This is a genomic window from uncultured Vagococcus sp. (genome assembly GCF_963518325.1).
GTDB lineage: Bacteria > Bacillota > Bacilli > Lactobacillales > Vagococcaceae > Vagococcus_D.
In genome coordinates this window covers 245,796-261,241 of sequence record NZ_CAUQJB010000001.1, presented here as the reverse complement: position 1 = coordinate 261,241, position 15,446 = coordinate 245,796, and the positions used below count along the sequence as shown (strand labels likewise).

Below are 15,446 nucleotides of genomic sequence, written 5' to 3'. Positions count from 1 at the left end.
TACAACATTTTCATAGATAAATAATCCCGCCAATGATACAATATGAGAAGAATTTAGTTGTACTAAGAGGAGATTAATCATGATAGAGTATTTTAATGTAGGTAAAATTGTCAACACTCAAGGCATAAAAGGGGAAGTTCGCGTCATTTCCGTCACAGATTTTGCTGACCAACGCTATAAACCAGGCAACGTTCTGCATTTATTTCAAGATAAAAAAGCACCAATTACCTTAACGATTCGATCACATCGCAAGCATAAAAACTTTGATATTTTGGCATTTGAAGACCATCCGAATATCAATGACGTGGAAAAATATCGTGACGGCATCTTAAAAGTGACCGCAGATGTCTTAACCGAATTACCAGAAAATGAATATTATTACCATGAAATTGTCGGACTGACCGTCATCGATGAAACGGGTACAGAAATGGGTAAGATCAAAGAAATCTTATCACCAGGGGCCAACGATGTTTGGGTGGTTCAACGTCAAGGGAAAAAAGACGCCTTGATTCCTTACATTGAGTCGGTTGTAAAAGTTATTGACTTAGAAAAAGGTCAAGTTAATGTGGAAATTCCTGAGGGGTTATTAGACGATGAGAATTGATGTTTTAACCTTGTTTCCGCGGATGTTTGAAGGCCCGTTAACGGAATCAATCTTAGGGAAAGCCATTGAAAAAGAGTTGTTGGCCGTCCATGTCCATAACTTCCGCGACTTTTCAGACAATAAACACCAACAAGTCGATGATTATCCTTACGGTGGTGGTGCCGGTATGTTGCTAAAAGCACAGCCAATCCATGCCTCTTTAGAAGCAATCAATGAAGTTAGCCCGACTACTAAGAAGCGAATTGTACTATTGGATCCAGCTGGGAAAAAATTTGATCAGCCTTTAGCAGAGGAATTTGCTGAAGAGGAGCATTTGATTTTTATATGCGGCCACTACGAAGGCTACGACGAACGAATTCGCAGCTTTGTGACAGACGAAGTTTCCCTTGGGGATTACGTCTTAACCGGCGGTGAATTAGGGGCAATGGTGATGATTGATGCCACCGTTCGATTACTGCCAGAGGTATTGGGAAATGATGAATCGGCTAAAACAGATTCACACTCCACAGGCCTATTGGAACACCCTCAGTACACACGACCAGCGGAATACCTTGGCATGAAAGTGCCAGAAGTATTGCGAAATGGCAACCATAAATTGATTGCTGAGTGGCAGTTGAAGGAGTCTTTACGGCGAACTTATTTACGCCGGCCGGAGATGCTGGAACAGTTGGTATTAACTAAAGAGATGGAAACAATCTTACAGGAAATTATTCAAGAAGAAACTCAGGTAGTTGACAAAGAAAATATTTAATTATATACTGTGAAAAACGGATCGTTACTGTTAAATCAGGCGTGACCATTAGCCAGACTTAGGTGTGGTTAATTTGGTTACGTCTTTTTTTTGTGGCTGTGAAGCAAATGAAGCGGGAGAAGTGGCAGATGAAAATTGTGAAGGTATTTAATAATAATGTGTCATTAGTCTTAAACGATGACCAGGTTGAAGAAATTATTATGGGAAAAGGGGTTGGCTTTAAGAAGTATGAGGGGGATTTGATTGATCAAGGATTGATTGAAAAGCGTTTCGTTTTAGAGAGTGATCATTCTGTCAGTCAACTCCAAAGTTTATTGGATCGCATTGAAATGGATGATATTGAACTGGCCAGTGATATTATTCAACGTGCGGAACAAAAACTTGGTTACCAGCCAAATGATACCATTTTATTAACTTTAACCGATCACATTAGCTTTATGCTGGAACGTACTCGCCGTAATGAAACCTTTCGAACACCGTTGGAATGGGATATTAAGCAATTATATACGAAGGAATACGCCTTTGCCATGGAGGCAGTTCAGCTCATTCAAGAGCGAACCGGTTACGATATTCCTAAGCAAGAAGCGGCTTTTATTGCCTTGCACTTCATCAATACGTATACCTTTAATCACGATATGGAAGAAACCATCCTTTACACGAAAATTATTCAAAATGTGGTGGACATTACGAAGTATCATTACGGTAGAGAATTTGATGAGACGTCTCTTGATTTTAGTCGTTTTGTGACTCATATCCGTTATTTTATTAAACGACAGTTGCAGCAGGCTCAAGTAAGCGCTGATTCGAGCATTGTTAAGGTAGTTGCAGCGAAATACCCTCAGGATTATCAATGTGCCTTAAAGATAACCAATTTTTTAGAACAAACTTACGATTGGCAGATTGGCAAAGATGAGTTATTGTACTTATCGATTCATCTTAATCGCTTATCGACAATTAAATAATGGATCGTTACTGGTAATGCAGGCGTGACCTAAGAATTAAACACGGTTTATTTGTGTTTGTCCTTAGGTCTTTTTTGATGAAAGGAAGAGAAGAATGAAGCATTTAGAAGAAGCACAAACCATTGTAAAAAGTGTTGGCGGTGAAAAAAATATTAAGGGTCTGGTGCACTGTGCCACTCGCTTGCGATTTAGCTTAGCAGATGACAGTCAAGTCGACAAAGGGGCGGTTGAATCTCTACCAGACGTTTTATCCGTGGTGAACAGCGGAGGGCAATTCCAAGTGGTCATTGGCAGCAAGGTACCAGATTATTTTGCGGCAATTAAATCAATTGCCAAGATAAATGGCGTAAGCACTAGTCAAAAGAAAGGCAGTTTTAGTTTTAACACGGTCTTTGAAATTATTTCGGGCGCCTTTTCTCCTTTGATTCCAGCAATGGCAGGGTCTGGGATGATCAAAGCTATCTTGACAATTCTAGTGCAAGTGGGTTGGTTATCGGATGCTAGTTCTAGTTATGCCGTCATGTCAGCAGCCAGTAATGCAATCTTTTATTTCTTACCGATTTTCTTAGGTATTACCTTAACCAGTAAAATCGGTGGCAATATGTATGTGGGTGGCGTAATTGGAGCAGCTCTTTTGGAACCTAGCTTTACTGGCCTCATCGGTCAAGAAAACTTGCACTTCCTAGGAATCTCCATGAAAGCCGTTGACTATGCTACCACTATTTTCCCGATTTTTGTGGCTATTTTCATTTATTACTTTGTTGATAACTATTTGAAGAAACTTATTTTTAAAGATATTCAGCTATTTGCAGTGCCGATGTTTAGTTTGATGATCATGGTTCCTCTAACCATCTTGATTTTTGGACCTTTCGGTACAGTTGTTGGAGATGGTTTATCCCAAGGAGTGACTTGGTTAATTGAAAAAAGCAGTTTATTGTCTGGCATTGTCTTAGGTGGGGGCATGCCATTTATGGTGATGTTCGGTCTTCACTGGGGATTTTCACCGATCACCATTGATAATTTAGCTAATTTAGGTGGTGATCCAATTGAAGGGATGGCCGTGGCCGCTGTCTTTGCGCAAATTGGTATAGCGATTGGGTTTTACTTGCGTTCGAAGAAACATTCAAAAATGAGAGCTTTAACGGGACCATTAGCCTTAACTGGCCTTTTTGCTGGCGTGACAGAACCAATTGTTTACGGCTTAATTTTACGATATAAACGATTGTTGCCAATCGTGGCGATTTCAGGGGCAATTGGTGGCGCAATCTGTGGTGTAACAGGTGTTACAATGAATGCTTATGTCTTCCATAATATCTTTTCGATTCCTGTTTACACGCCTAAATTAGGCTACTTTTTAGGGGTAGGCAGTTCACTAATAGTCGGGGCCGTTTTGAGTTACTTTTTCGGCGTCAAAAAGGAAGAGGAAAGTGAATTTTTACCAGAGACAGGTTTTGAAGCAGAGTCGTTAGAGCCTGCGCCATCTGTTCAAAACAGGGATGAAACGTTGATTTTAGCTCCTGTTTCAGGTCAAGTCCTACCATTGTCAGAAGTGGACGATCAAGTTTTTGCCAGTGGTGCAGCAGGTCAAGGCGTGGCGATTCTACCAACTGATAATCAAATTGTAGCACCGTTTGACGGTGAAATCGTCGCCGTTTTTCCTTCTAAACACGCCATTGGCATCAAATCAACAAGTGGTTGCGAAATTTTAATTCATATCGGCCTTAATACGGTGATGCTGGAAGGAGAAGGGTTTGATGTCCACGTGACTCAAGGTCAATTCGTAGTAGCAGGTGAGTTGTTGATTACCTTTGATAAGGCTCTAATTGAAAAAGAAGGTTATTCTTTAGTGACACCAATTATTACGACGAATCTACCTGAAAATACGATCTTACTGCCACTATCCATGGACAGTATCAAAAACGGTGAGGCGCTTTTCACCATTACAGCAAATTAGAAAAGAGGATGACGAGATGAAAGCAGATTTTTTATGGGGCGGCGCTGTTGCCGCTCATCAGGTTGAAGGCGGTTGGAATCAAGGTGGAAAAGGACTGAGTATTGCCGATGTAATGACAGCTGGTACAAAGGATCGCCCCCGACGGATTACGGACGGTGTAATAAAAGACGCATTTTATCCTAACCACGAAGGGATTGACTTATATCACCATTATCAAGAGGACATTCAGTTATTCGCTGAAATGGGATTTAAGTGTTTTAGGACAAGTATGGCTTGGACGCGGATTTTTCCTCAAGGGAATGAGGTAGAGCCTAACGAAGCGGGCCTGGTCTTTTATGACAAGCTTATCGATGAATTACTGCGCTACAACATTGAGCCGGTAATCACTCTGTCTCACTTTGAAATGCCTTATTATTTGGTGAAGCACTATGGAGGCTGGCGCAGTCGTGAATTAATTGACTTTTTTGTTAAGTTTTCCTTGACTGTCATGGAACGTTACCGCGATAGGGTTAAGTATTGGATGACGTTTAATGAGATAAATAACCAACGGATTCTAAATAACCCAATTTATTCCTTTACTAACTCAGGGATTATTTATGAAGAAGGCGAAAATAAAGAAGAAGTCATGTATCAAGCCGCCCATTATCAATTAGTGGCAAGTGCAAAAGTTGTAGCAGAAGGCCATAAGATAAATCCTGATTTTCAAATAGGCTGTATGTTGGCAGCCACACCTAACTATCCTTACAGTAGCCGCCCGACGGATCTGCTATTGGCCCAAGGAGAAGATGAAAAGCAATTGTTTTTTACAGATGTTCATGCTAGAGGTCATTATCCCCAACGAGTCTTAAAGGAATGGGAAATCAAAGGCTATCAGATAGATCAAACAGAGGAAGACTTAGCGTGGCTGGCTCAAGGAAAAGTCGATTATATTGGACTGAGTTATTATTTAAGTAATACGGTATCTTCTTCAACAGAGGGCAAGCCCTTGGGCGATGGACTTTTAGGGGATGATGTCCTTGTGGAGAATCCTCATGTACCATCAACTGAATGGGGCTGGTCGATTGATCCTGTGGGATTAAGATATTATCTAAATCTCCTGACCAACCGTTATGAACTGCCATTATTTATAGTTGAAAATGGGTTTGGCGCTGTAGATTTAGTGACAGATGGACAAATTAATGATGAATATCGAATCGGCTATTTACGCGAGCATATTATCGAAATGAAAAAAGCCATTGAACTGGATGGAGTCGATGTATTGGGGTACACAGTCTGGGGCTGTATCGATCCGATTTCATTTACGACAGGTGAGATGAAAAAACGCTACGGTTTCATTTATATCGACCGTGAGAATGATGGCAGCGGGTCTCTAGCTCGTTCTAAAAAGCAATCGTTCTCCTGGTATCAAGAGGTGATTGCATCAAATGGTAAGAACCTGGGCTAGCTAGGAAATAAAAAGGGATGTAAAGAATTTTAACTTTACATGAGTAGTTGGCTGTGTTAAACTGATTTAGTGAGTGCAAAAGCGCTCAACTATTACGACATTCCGCTGTGCTGAAATCATATGAGTGTTTGGAATAAGGAGAAAGATAAAATGAATCCATTAATCGAAGCTATTACAAAGGAACAATTACGTAGTGACATTCCTGCTTTTCGTCCTGGAGACACTGTACGTGTTCACGCGAAAGTAGTCGAAGGTACTCGCGAACGTATCCAGTTATTTGAAGGTGTTGTTATTAAACGCCAAGGTGCTGGAATTAGCGAAACATACACTGTACGTAAAATTTCTGGTGGTGTTGGCGTGGAGCGTACGTTCCCAGTTCACACACCGCGTGTTGCTCAAATCGAAGTTATCCGCTTTGGTAAAGTTCGTCGTGCGAAACTTTATTACATCCGCGAATTACACGGAAAAGCAGCTCGTATCAAAGAAATTCGTCGTTAATAACTCGTTATATAACGGTACTAAACCCCTTGATTTCTCAAGGGGTTTTTTGTTGGCATTTTTTTAGAAAGTGATAGTATGGTTTTAATAAGTGGTCATCCTTACATATACTGTGTCCCTCTCCTCTGGCCACTGTAAAATTGCATTTTTAGCAACGATTGTATTGAGTTCTTGAGGTTAATCAATGGGGAATATATAATTACCTCCTTTATTTTGGTACGGTAATCTTTATGTTTATTTCACTTGGTGATTAAAATTGTAAGAGGATCTAATTATTTTTTATTAAAAATGAAATTCTCTAAGAAGAGGGCTTATTATGGAATTGATGAAGAGTGATATTGTAGACGAGGAGGTTTTGACTCTGTAGCTGAAAAAGCATCTCAAGCCTGCTGCTATTAAAAAATTAATGAACGAAAAAAATTGTCAAATTGGCAATATGTCACCATTCCTAGAAAAGAATCAATAATGTAAAGAAGTGATTGATCCAAAAACTATCAAAATTTTTGATATAGCAAATAGGCATAAACATTTTCAAATGATGAATGTTCTTATTGATGTTCAATAGAGTAGAATATTTGACTAGTATTTGCTAAAAAAATAGCAGAAATGAAGTCTATTTAACTCTTTACTTTCTTGTCCCGTTCTTATATGGTATAGATAGTTTCTTATAATGAAAAGGTGAAGAAGATGGAAGACAAAAAAAAGCCCTATGGAACAGTTTTAGTTAGAGCGTCGAAAATTATGGACTTTCTGGCAGCATCCACTAAAAATGAATGTCTAAAAGACATTGCCAGTGCTACGGATATGACGACCTCTACTACGTTAAAAATTTTGGATACATTACTGATGATTGGTTATGTGACCCGAGAAAAGGAGAGCAAAGAGTATTCATTGGGGCCCTCTTTGGTACGTTACGCCAACAAGTATATCAATGATTCTATCTTGGTGAAAGTGGCAACACCTCTTTTGGAAGCATTGCAGGAACAAGTAGATGAAACCATTCATTTGGGGATTTATAGTGGGAATGAAGTGATGTACTTGAGTAAATTGGAACCAAAAAAGCAGTCGATTTACATGACATCGAAAGTAGGAAACACCCGACCCTTGTACAGTTCTGCCATGGGGAAAGCGATTTTGGCGACATTTAGTGATGAAGAGCTAGCAGAGTATTTGATGAAAACCGAGATGATTCCATTTACCACTAATACGATAACGAACACGATGGCCTTAAAAGCTGAAATCAATCAGGTTAGGACCATAGGAGTCGCGTTTGATGATGAAGAAATGGAGAAAGATTGTTTTTGTATTGGTGCCATGATTCAGTTAGAGGACAATCAGTACGGTGCCTTTAGTGTTAGTATGCCGAAGTTTCGAGTGACAGCGGCTAAAAAAGAGGAGCTGAGTCGATTGATTAAAGCAACGAAAGCGGATATTGAAAAAGAGATTATGGAGTCTTGAAATGAGGATTCATTTAGTAATTATTGATAAATATAGTAGGAGTCGAGAGCATCAGGGACTTTAACACAATTAGTTGTATATAAAAAAAGGAATAACAATACTTGGTAGCCCATCTGTGGGGTACCAAGCATTTTGGTGTGGAGTTATCCAATCGAATAAAGATTTTTAAAAATATTTATTTGAATGAAAGCCCTTGATATATATTTAGATAAGCGATATACTTTAAATGTATTTCCTATAAAGAGATGAAAATTTCTTTATAGGAAAAAAGAGTGGTCGCTTCCGATTGTTGGTAATTGGAAGTGACAAAAAAGTTAATCTAAAGGAGAAGATGACAGATGAAAATGGAGACAAGATACGCAACTAACCCCGAGGCAATTAGACATCATTCAACGGCTCAGTTACGAGATGAGTTTTTAGTAGGAGAACTATTTGTACCAGGAAAAGTTTTGTTAACGTATACACACGATGACCGAATGATATTTGGTGGTGTGACACCGACAAACGCTCCTTTGGAAATTATCTTAACAAAAGAATTGGGTGTAGATTACTTCTTAGAGCGTCGCGAATTAGGTGTGATTAATATTGGCGGTCCAGGCAGTATCTCGATTGATGGCAAAGAAGAAAGGATGAAAAAGCAAGATGGTTATTATATTGGCAAGGAAACCAGGCAAGTATTATTTAAGTCAAATGATGCAAATCATCCAGCGAAATTTTATTGTGTTTCGCTTCCAGCGCATAAAATATATCCCAATGTAAAAATTAGCATCGACAAGATCACGCCAATGGAAACAGGCGAAGCGAAGACGCTAAATGAGCGTAAGATTTATCAGTACGTTCATCCAAATGTATGCGAAAGCTGTCAGTTACAGATGGGTTACACAATCCTAGTTGAAGGTTCATCTTGGAATACGATGCCTTGTCACACCCACGAGAGACGAATGGAAACCTATTTGTACTTTGATATGGAACCGGATACAAGGGTTTTCCATTTTATGGGGAAACCAGATGAAACAAAACACTTGGTCATCGCTAATGAGCAAGGGGTCATTTCACCAAGTTGGTCAATTCACACTGGGGTTGCGACGGCGGATTATACGTTTATCTGGGCAATGGGTGGAGAAAATATTACATACACTGACATGGACATGGTTGCCATGGATCAGTTAAAATAAAAGGAGGATCAGAATGACAAAACTTAAACAGAATATTTTTGATTTGACTGGTAAAGTGGCGTTAGTTACAGGAGCCATCTATGGAATTGGTTTTGGCATAGCTGAATCTTTAGCGGCAGCAGGCGCTAAAATAGTTTTTAACAGTCTGAATCAAGAATCTGTTAATCAAGGATTAACGGCTTACAAAGAGGCGGGCATTGAGGCAGATGGTTATGTTTGTGATGTGACAGATGAAGCGGGTGTTCAAGGAATGGTTAAGCAAATCGAAAAAGAGGTTGGTGTCATCGACATTTTAGTTAATAATGCAGGAATTATCAAGCGGATTCCGATGTTAGAAATGTCAGCAGATGAGTACCGTCAAGTAATCGATGTGAATTTAACAGGACAATTTATTGTGGCTAAAGCTGTTTTGCCGTCAATGATTGAAAAAGAGCAGGGGAAAATTATTAACATCTGTTCAATGATGAGTGAATTAGGTCGTGAAACCGTAAGTGCTTATGCGTCTGCCAAAGGTGGCTTGAAGATGCTGACCAAAAATATTTGTGCGGAGTTTGGCGGGCATAATATTCAGTGTAATGGTATTGGGCCAGGTTATATTGAAACCCCACAAACAGCGCCATTACGAGTGGAAGGTCATCCATTTAACAATTTTATTATTGATAAAACTCCTGCCGCACGCTGGGGGACGGTGGAAGATTTAAAAGGGCCAGCTGTATTTTTGGCATCAGATGCATCAAATTTTGTGAATGGTCATATTCTTTATGTTGATGGTGGTATTTTAGCGTCAATTGGTAAACAACCTTAAAAAATGTTAAATGAGCCTTGTGGCAAGTCTTAACCACTGATTTAGCTAGGCAGTGCGTCACATGTAATGAGTCAGAATGATTATTACATTGAGTATTTCACTGAGAAAAATCGGATCTTAGTCAAAGAGGATAGATCCGTTGTTTATGAAGATTCAGTGAAACATCACCGTAAAGAAAAAATATCTAAAAACAAGCTAGAATCCTTTAACATAAGGTTTCTGGCTTGTTTATCTTCTCTGGCGAGGTGTTGGACTAGTTCTTTTTTCGCTTTCCCAGATGGCAATTTTATGTGTGACATCTCTTAACCATTCGTCAATTTCTCCATAAGGAAATCTAGTACAATAATAGAAGCAAGTACCAACACCAGGGGGTTCAAGAAGCCTTTTGTTATTAACTGATAATTTATAGGTAGTTTTCGAACGCTTAATTATGACTATCACAGAAGAATAAAAAATCAAATGCATTAAAATTAACTGGTGATTAGCTATTGAAATCAAATAGTACTGAATTATACAGATGTGATATTCTTGCCAACGATAGTTCCAATTTTTGTATGAAAAGTCATGTATCCATCTATTATGAGTAGAACTAAGTCACTAATAAGTTCCATAATCTAACTACCTTTCCTATATTTGATAAAAATAGATAGAGAATAGAAATTAAATAAGGCTGAATACCTAGGATGATCAACAATAAAAATATTTTTTTTGCAAGCGCGATTAGTGACTGTCTTTTCTTTTACAAACAAGTTAAATCTTAATAACCATTTTCGGCTATTGTATAATGATTGTTTAAGAAAAAATAATTAAACCGCATTCATTTTTTTATTTGGTTCAATACTGTTGACAAGTTTAAATAACTGAGTTAATATCAAACAGTACTAGTTACTAACAGTGTTAGCAATTAATAGTATTAGTAATTATTTTTTTAAGAAGGAGGAATCATATGACATTCGCAGAAGAAGCTGAACGAGAGCTCATTCGTTTAATGGTCGAAAATCGTCATGGTGCGTTTAGCAGAATTGAAAAGAGCCATCAAGGTGAGACGATGGTAATCAAATTTCTTGATTTGATTGGTGAACCGACAAGCCCGAAACATTTAGCTGAATCACTTAATCTTTCCAGCGCTCGAATTGCCGTTTTGTTAGGCAGTTTAGAGAAAAAAGGTCAGGTCGCCCGCAATATGGACCCTAATGACCGCCGCCGGATTAGCGTCACCTTAACGGATTGTGGCAAGAAGGCCGCAAATGCTGAAAAGAAAGAAATGCACGATAAGATTATTAAAATTTTTAACCAAATGGGCGAAGAGGATACTAATAAGTTCGTAGAGCTGATGACGAAGTTCGTAGATTACTCCCACAAATTATCCGTGAAAGAGGAAGGTGACCAATAGTGAAGATTTTTAAACATCTTGGCAAATACTGGTACGCCGTCATCGTCGTTCTTGCGCTTTTGTTCGTACAGGCACGTAGTGAGTTAAGCCTACCAGGTTTAACATCAGATATCGTTGACGTCGGTATCCAGCAAGGAGGGCTAGAATATTCCACTCCTGAAAAAATTAGACAAACAACACTCCAAGGCATTGAAATGTTCATGACCGACACGGAGAAACAAACAATTGAAGATAACTATAAACTAGCCACTCAAACCATTGATGGTAAAAAAGTGGAAGTTTATCAATTAAAGCTTCAAGATGGCATGACAAAAGCTAAGTTAGCGGATATTTTTAATCTGCCAATGATGATGCTAGCTTCCTCCCAAGCCAAGGATTCGGCAAATGGCAGCCAAGCTAAAACTATTTTGGATAGCTACACAGCGATGTCGACTGACGGAGCGAAAGCCAAAGCGTTGGGAGAAGAAGCCAAAGCGTTAGGCGAGCAAGCACAAGCGGCTGGCCAAGCGGCTGCAACAGCAACCGATCCTGCCACCGCGGCTGCTAAAGCGGCTGAAGCTCAGACACTTGGAGCACAAGCTCAAGCAAAAGCTGAAGAGGCTCAACAGCTAGGTGAATCTGTTCAAGCCATGGCCGATGCTATGCCAGAAAAGGTAAAAGCGGCGCGTGAGGCTACGGAAAAAGAATTAGGCGATTTAGGGGCCGACTCCATGAAGACTGTGGGCATTCAACTGACACTGGCTGAATATAAAGCGTTAAAGATGGATACACAAAAAATTCAAACGGATTATATGATCAAAACAGGGACGCAAATGGTTCTCTTAACTCTAGTGGCAGCTGTTGCAGCCATTATCGTTGGATTAATTGCCTCATTGGTAGCGGCCGCCGTTGGTCGTAACTTACGGGTGGGACAATACGAGCAAACCCTTAAATTTTCGAATAAAGAGATGGAGAAATTCTCGCCAGCTTCCTTAATCACTCGTAATACCAACGATATACAACAAATGCAGATGGCGATTGTGATGATTATGAGAATCGTCTTGTATGCACCAATCCTTGGTATTGGCGGGATTTATGAGGTCTATAAAACAGGAACCGGCATGGGCTGGATACTTGGTGTGGCAGTAGGAGCCGTTCTTTTATTAGTGGGCACCTTACTGATTGTGACGATGCCTAAGTTTAAAGCATTGCAAAACTTAGTCGATCGAGTCAACTTAGTTTCCCGTGAAATTATTACTGGCTTACCCGTTATCCGCGCTTTCTCACGAGAAAAATTTGAAGAAAAACGATTTGATGGTGCTAATACTGATTTGATGAAAACTCAGTTATTTGTTAACCGTTCAATGTCTATTATGATGCCCGTTATGATGTTAATGATGAATGGTATTTCTGTTTTAATCGTCTGGGTAGGTGGTCATAATATGGATACGGGTCAACTTCAAGTCGGTGATATGATGGCCTTTATTACTTATACCATGCAAATCGTTATGTCCTTTATGATGTTGTCAATGGTTTCCATTATCCTTCCTCGTGCTAATGTGGCAGCTGGACGGGTAGAAGAAGTTCTTGAAACAGTGCCAACAATTGAAGATCCTGCGCAACCTCAAGACGATCATGACTTTAAAGGTGAGGTTAAATTTGAAGCTGTTAAATTCCGTTATGGAGACGCTGATGAAGATGTTTTGCATCACATCAATTTCACGGCTAAACCTGGCCAAACGACTGCTCTAATCGGCTCAACAGGTTCAGGGAAGTCAACCATTGCTAACTTGGTTCCCCGTCTCTTTGATGTAACAGGTGGACGGATTACCATTGATGGTGTTGACGTTCGTGAGATGAGTTTGCATAAACTACACGAAATCATCGGATTTGTGCCACAAAAAGGAGTACTGTTTACAGGAGATATAGCCTCAAATATTAAATTTGGTGATGCTAATATTACTGATGAACAAATGAGAAAAGCGGCGAAAATTGCCCAAGCAGAAGAATTTATTAATTCCAATGAAAAAGGGTATGAGCGCGAAATTTCTCAAGGTGGTACCAATGTCTCAGGCGGGCAAAAACAACGTTTATCAATTGCCAGAGCACTAGCAAAGAATCCTAAAATCCTGATTTTTGATGATTCATTCTCAGCCCTGGATAATAAAACAGATGTAGCTTTACGTAAAGCCTTATCTGAAAATGTTAAAGACGCTACACAAATAATTGTTGCCCAAAAGATTTCCACGATTCTTAATGCGGATAATATTATCGTACTAGATCGCGGACGTGTTGTGGATCAAGGGACACATGAAGAGTTAATGCAATCATCAACTGTCTATCAAGAAATTGCTCAATCACAATTAAGCAATGCTGAATTAGGCATAGAAGAAGCCGAATAAGGAGGAGCGAACATAATGCCAGAAAGAAAACAAAATCGCCCTCGTGGCGGCGGACCTGGACAGATTGCGCCAGTAGAAAAAGCGAAAGACTTCAAAGGAACGATCAAAAAACTAGTATCGTACATCGGTGCTTACAAAATTCCTTTGTTCTTCGTGATTATCTTTGCAATAGCATCGACAATTTTTAATATTTGGGGTCCTAAAATATTATCACAAGCCATTACAGAACTATTTAATGGTTTAATTAAAAAATATCAAGGTACCGGTGGTATTGATTTTGAAAAAGTCGGCGGTATCCTGTTATTCATGCTTGGTTTGTACGTTGTAGCGTCACTCTTTGGGATTATCCAAGGATGGATTATGTCGACGATTTCGCAAAAAATCACTTACCGTATGCGGAAAGAGATTTCTGAAAAAATTAACCGGATGCCGATGAACTACTTTGAGAGCCGGACAACCGGTGAAGTATTGTCACGTATTACCAATGACGTTGACACTCTAGGTCAATCTTTAAACCAATCGATTACACAGCTGATTACCTCGGTCTTTACGATTATCGGGGTCATCGTTATGATGTTATCAATCTCCGTTAAGATGACGGGAATTGCAGTATTGATTGTGCCAATTTCCTTTATTTTGATTATGATTGTAGTAAAAAATTCTCAAAAATACTTTAAGACACAACAAGAATACCTTGGGGTGATCAATGGTAAAGTGGAAGAAACCATCGGTGGATACAACATCGTTCGGTTGTTTAACGAAGAAGAAAACTCGCTTAACGAATTTAAAGAACAAAATAATATCTTGTTTAAGTCAGCATGGAAATCTCAATTTCTTTCAGGTTTAATGCAACCGATCATGAACTTTGTCGGGAACTTAGGTTATGTAGCAGTGGCGATTGTTGGTGGGATTATGGCATATAACGGTTCGATTACCGTTGGGGATATCCAAGCCTTTATCCAATATGTTAGAAACTTAACACAACCGATTGCGCAACTGGCTCAAGTTTCCAATATGTTACAATCAATGGCAGCGGCAGCCGAACGTGTTTTTGAATTCCTCGGTGAAGATGAAGAAGAACAAATGGCTGAAAATCCAGTAATCATTGATAAAGCCAAAGGAATGGTCGATTTTGAGCACGTTCATTTCGGTTACACACCGGATAAAATCATCATCAATGACTTTAGCTCACACATTGAACCTGGTCAAATGGTAGCCATTGTAGGACCAACTGGTGCGGGGAAAACAACGATGGTTAAACTCCTCATGCGCTTTTACGATGTGAACTCAGGTGCCATCAAAATTGATGGTTATGACATTAAAGATTTTAATCGTGCGGATCTTCGGAAAAATATTGGGATGGTCCTTCAAGATACCTGGTTATTTAAGGGGACCATTATGGAGAACCTTCGTTATGGACGCTTAAATGCCACTGATGAAGAGGTTTACGAAGCAGCCAAAGCAGCTCACGTTCATCACTTTATCCAAACCTTGCCTGGTGGCTATAATATGGAGTTAAACGAAGAGTCATCTAATATTTCTCAAGGTCAAAAACAATTACTAACAATTGCTCGGGCAATTTTAGCAGAAAAACCAATTTTGATTTTAGATGAAGCCACTTCTTCCGTTGATACTAGGACAGAAGGCTTGATTCAAGAAGCCATGAACAATTTAATGGCTGGCCGAACTTCGTTTGTTATTGCTCACCGTCTATCGACGATTAAAGATGCAGATAAGATACTTTATATGCAAGATGGTGATATTAAAGAACAAGGAACACATGAAGAACTTCTTGCTGAAGGTGGCTACTATGCTTCCCTTTACAATTCTCAATTTGAAGAAGTCGACGAATAACCAACAAATTGATTATAGTTGATCCGCGACTTAGGCCGTGGATCGGCTTTTTTTTACTATATTTTTAAATAACATTCGTATATGAGCGTATCTTAAGAATATTTACTTGATTTGAGGTATAATTTATTAGGCAAATAATGTCCTAATTAAAACGGAAAATCGAATCC

At 39.3% G+C, this 15,446-nt stretch carries 12 protein-coding genes; all 12 read left to right on the top strand.

The genetic code is table 11. The features are described 5' to 3' along the window. Window positions 1–79 precede the first annotated feature (79 nt). A complete protein-coding gene (gene rimM, locus RWN13_RS01245; RefSeq protein WP_314059650.1) occupies window positions 80–604 on the top strand; it encodes a ribosome maturation factor RimM in 525 nt (174 codons plus the stop codon). Next, window positions 594–1,355, top strand: a complete 762-nt coding sequence (gene trmD, locus RWN13_RS01240; RefSeq protein WP_314059649.1) for a tRNA (guanosine(37)-N1)-methyltransferase TrmD — start codon at window positions 594–596, stop codon at window positions 1,353–1,355. Before rimM ends, trmD begins: the two co-directional genes overlap by 11 nt. 128 nt (window positions 1,356–1,483) lie before the next feature. Then, a complete protein-coding gene (gene licT / locus RWN13_RS01235) occupies window positions 1,484–2,317 on the top strand; it encodes a BglG family transcription antiterminator LicT (RefSeq protein ID WP_314059646.1) in 834 nt (277 codons plus the stop codon). A 94-nt stretch (window positions 2,318–2,411) separates the two neighbouring features. After that, the gene (locus RWN13_RS01230) at window positions 2,412–4,271 is read left to right on the top strand and encodes a glucose PTS transporter subunit IIA (protein WP_314059644.1); all 1,860 of its coding nucleotides are present in this window, start codon (window positions 2,412–2,414) and stop codon (window positions 4,269–4,271) included. A gap of 16 nt (window positions 4,272–4,287) precedes the next feature. After that, the gene (locus tag RWN13_RS01225) at window positions 4,288–5,715 is read left to right on the top strand and encodes a 6-phospho-beta-glucosidase (RefSeq protein ID WP_314059642.1); all 1,428 of its coding nucleotides are present in this window, start codon (window positions 4,288–4,290) and stop codon (window positions 5,713–5,715) included. Between the two features lie 150 nt (window positions 5,716–5,865). Further along, entirely contained in the window at window positions 5,866–6,213 is a 348-nt protein-coding gene (gene rplS, locus RWN13_RS01220; protein WP_209525992.1) for a 50S ribosomal protein L19, read from the top strand. A gap of 687 nt (window positions 6,214–6,900) precedes the next feature. Continuing rightward, window positions 6,901–7,671, top strand: a complete 771-nt coding sequence (locus tag RWN13_RS01215; protein WP_314059640.1) for an IclR family transcriptional regulator — start codon at window positions 6,901–6,903, stop codon at window positions 7,669–7,671. A 344-nt stretch (window positions 7,672–8,015) separates the two neighbouring features. Beyond that, entirely contained in the window at window positions 8,016–8,846 is an 831-nt protein-coding gene (gene kduI, locus RWN13_RS01210; RefSeq protein WP_314059916.1) for a 5-dehydro-4-deoxy-D-glucuronate isomerase, read from the top strand. 13 nt (window positions 8,847–8,859) lie between these two features. Next, a complete protein-coding gene (locus tag RWN13_RS01205; RefSeq protein ID WP_314059639.1) occupies window positions 8,860–9,651 on the top strand; it encodes a gluconate 5-dehydrogenase in 792 nt (263 codons plus the stop codon). 946 nt (window positions 9,652–10,597) lie between these two features. Further along, window positions 10,598–11,044 (top strand): transcriptional regulator, encoded by a 447-nt coding sequence (locus tag RWN13_RS01200; protein WP_314059637.1) that lies wholly within the window; start codon window positions 10,598–10,600, stop codon window positions 11,042–11,044. Beyond that, the gene (locus RWN13_RS01195; RefSeq protein WP_314059634.1) at window positions 11,044–13,425 is read left to right on the top strand and encodes an ABC transporter ATP-binding protein; all 2,382 of its coding nucleotides are present in this window, start codon (window positions 11,044–11,046) and stop codon (window positions 13,423–13,425) included. The genes RWN13_RS01200 and RWN13_RS01195 overlap by 1 nt, the downstream gene beginning before the upstream one ends. A gap of 15 nt (window positions 13,426–13,440) precedes the next feature. Next, window positions 13,441–15,279, top strand: a complete 1,839-nt coding sequence (locus RWN13_RS01190; protein WP_314059633.1) for an ABC transporter ATP-binding protein — start codon at window positions 13,441–13,443, stop codon at window positions 15,277–15,279. Window positions 15,280–15,446: the final 167 nt, after the last annotated feature.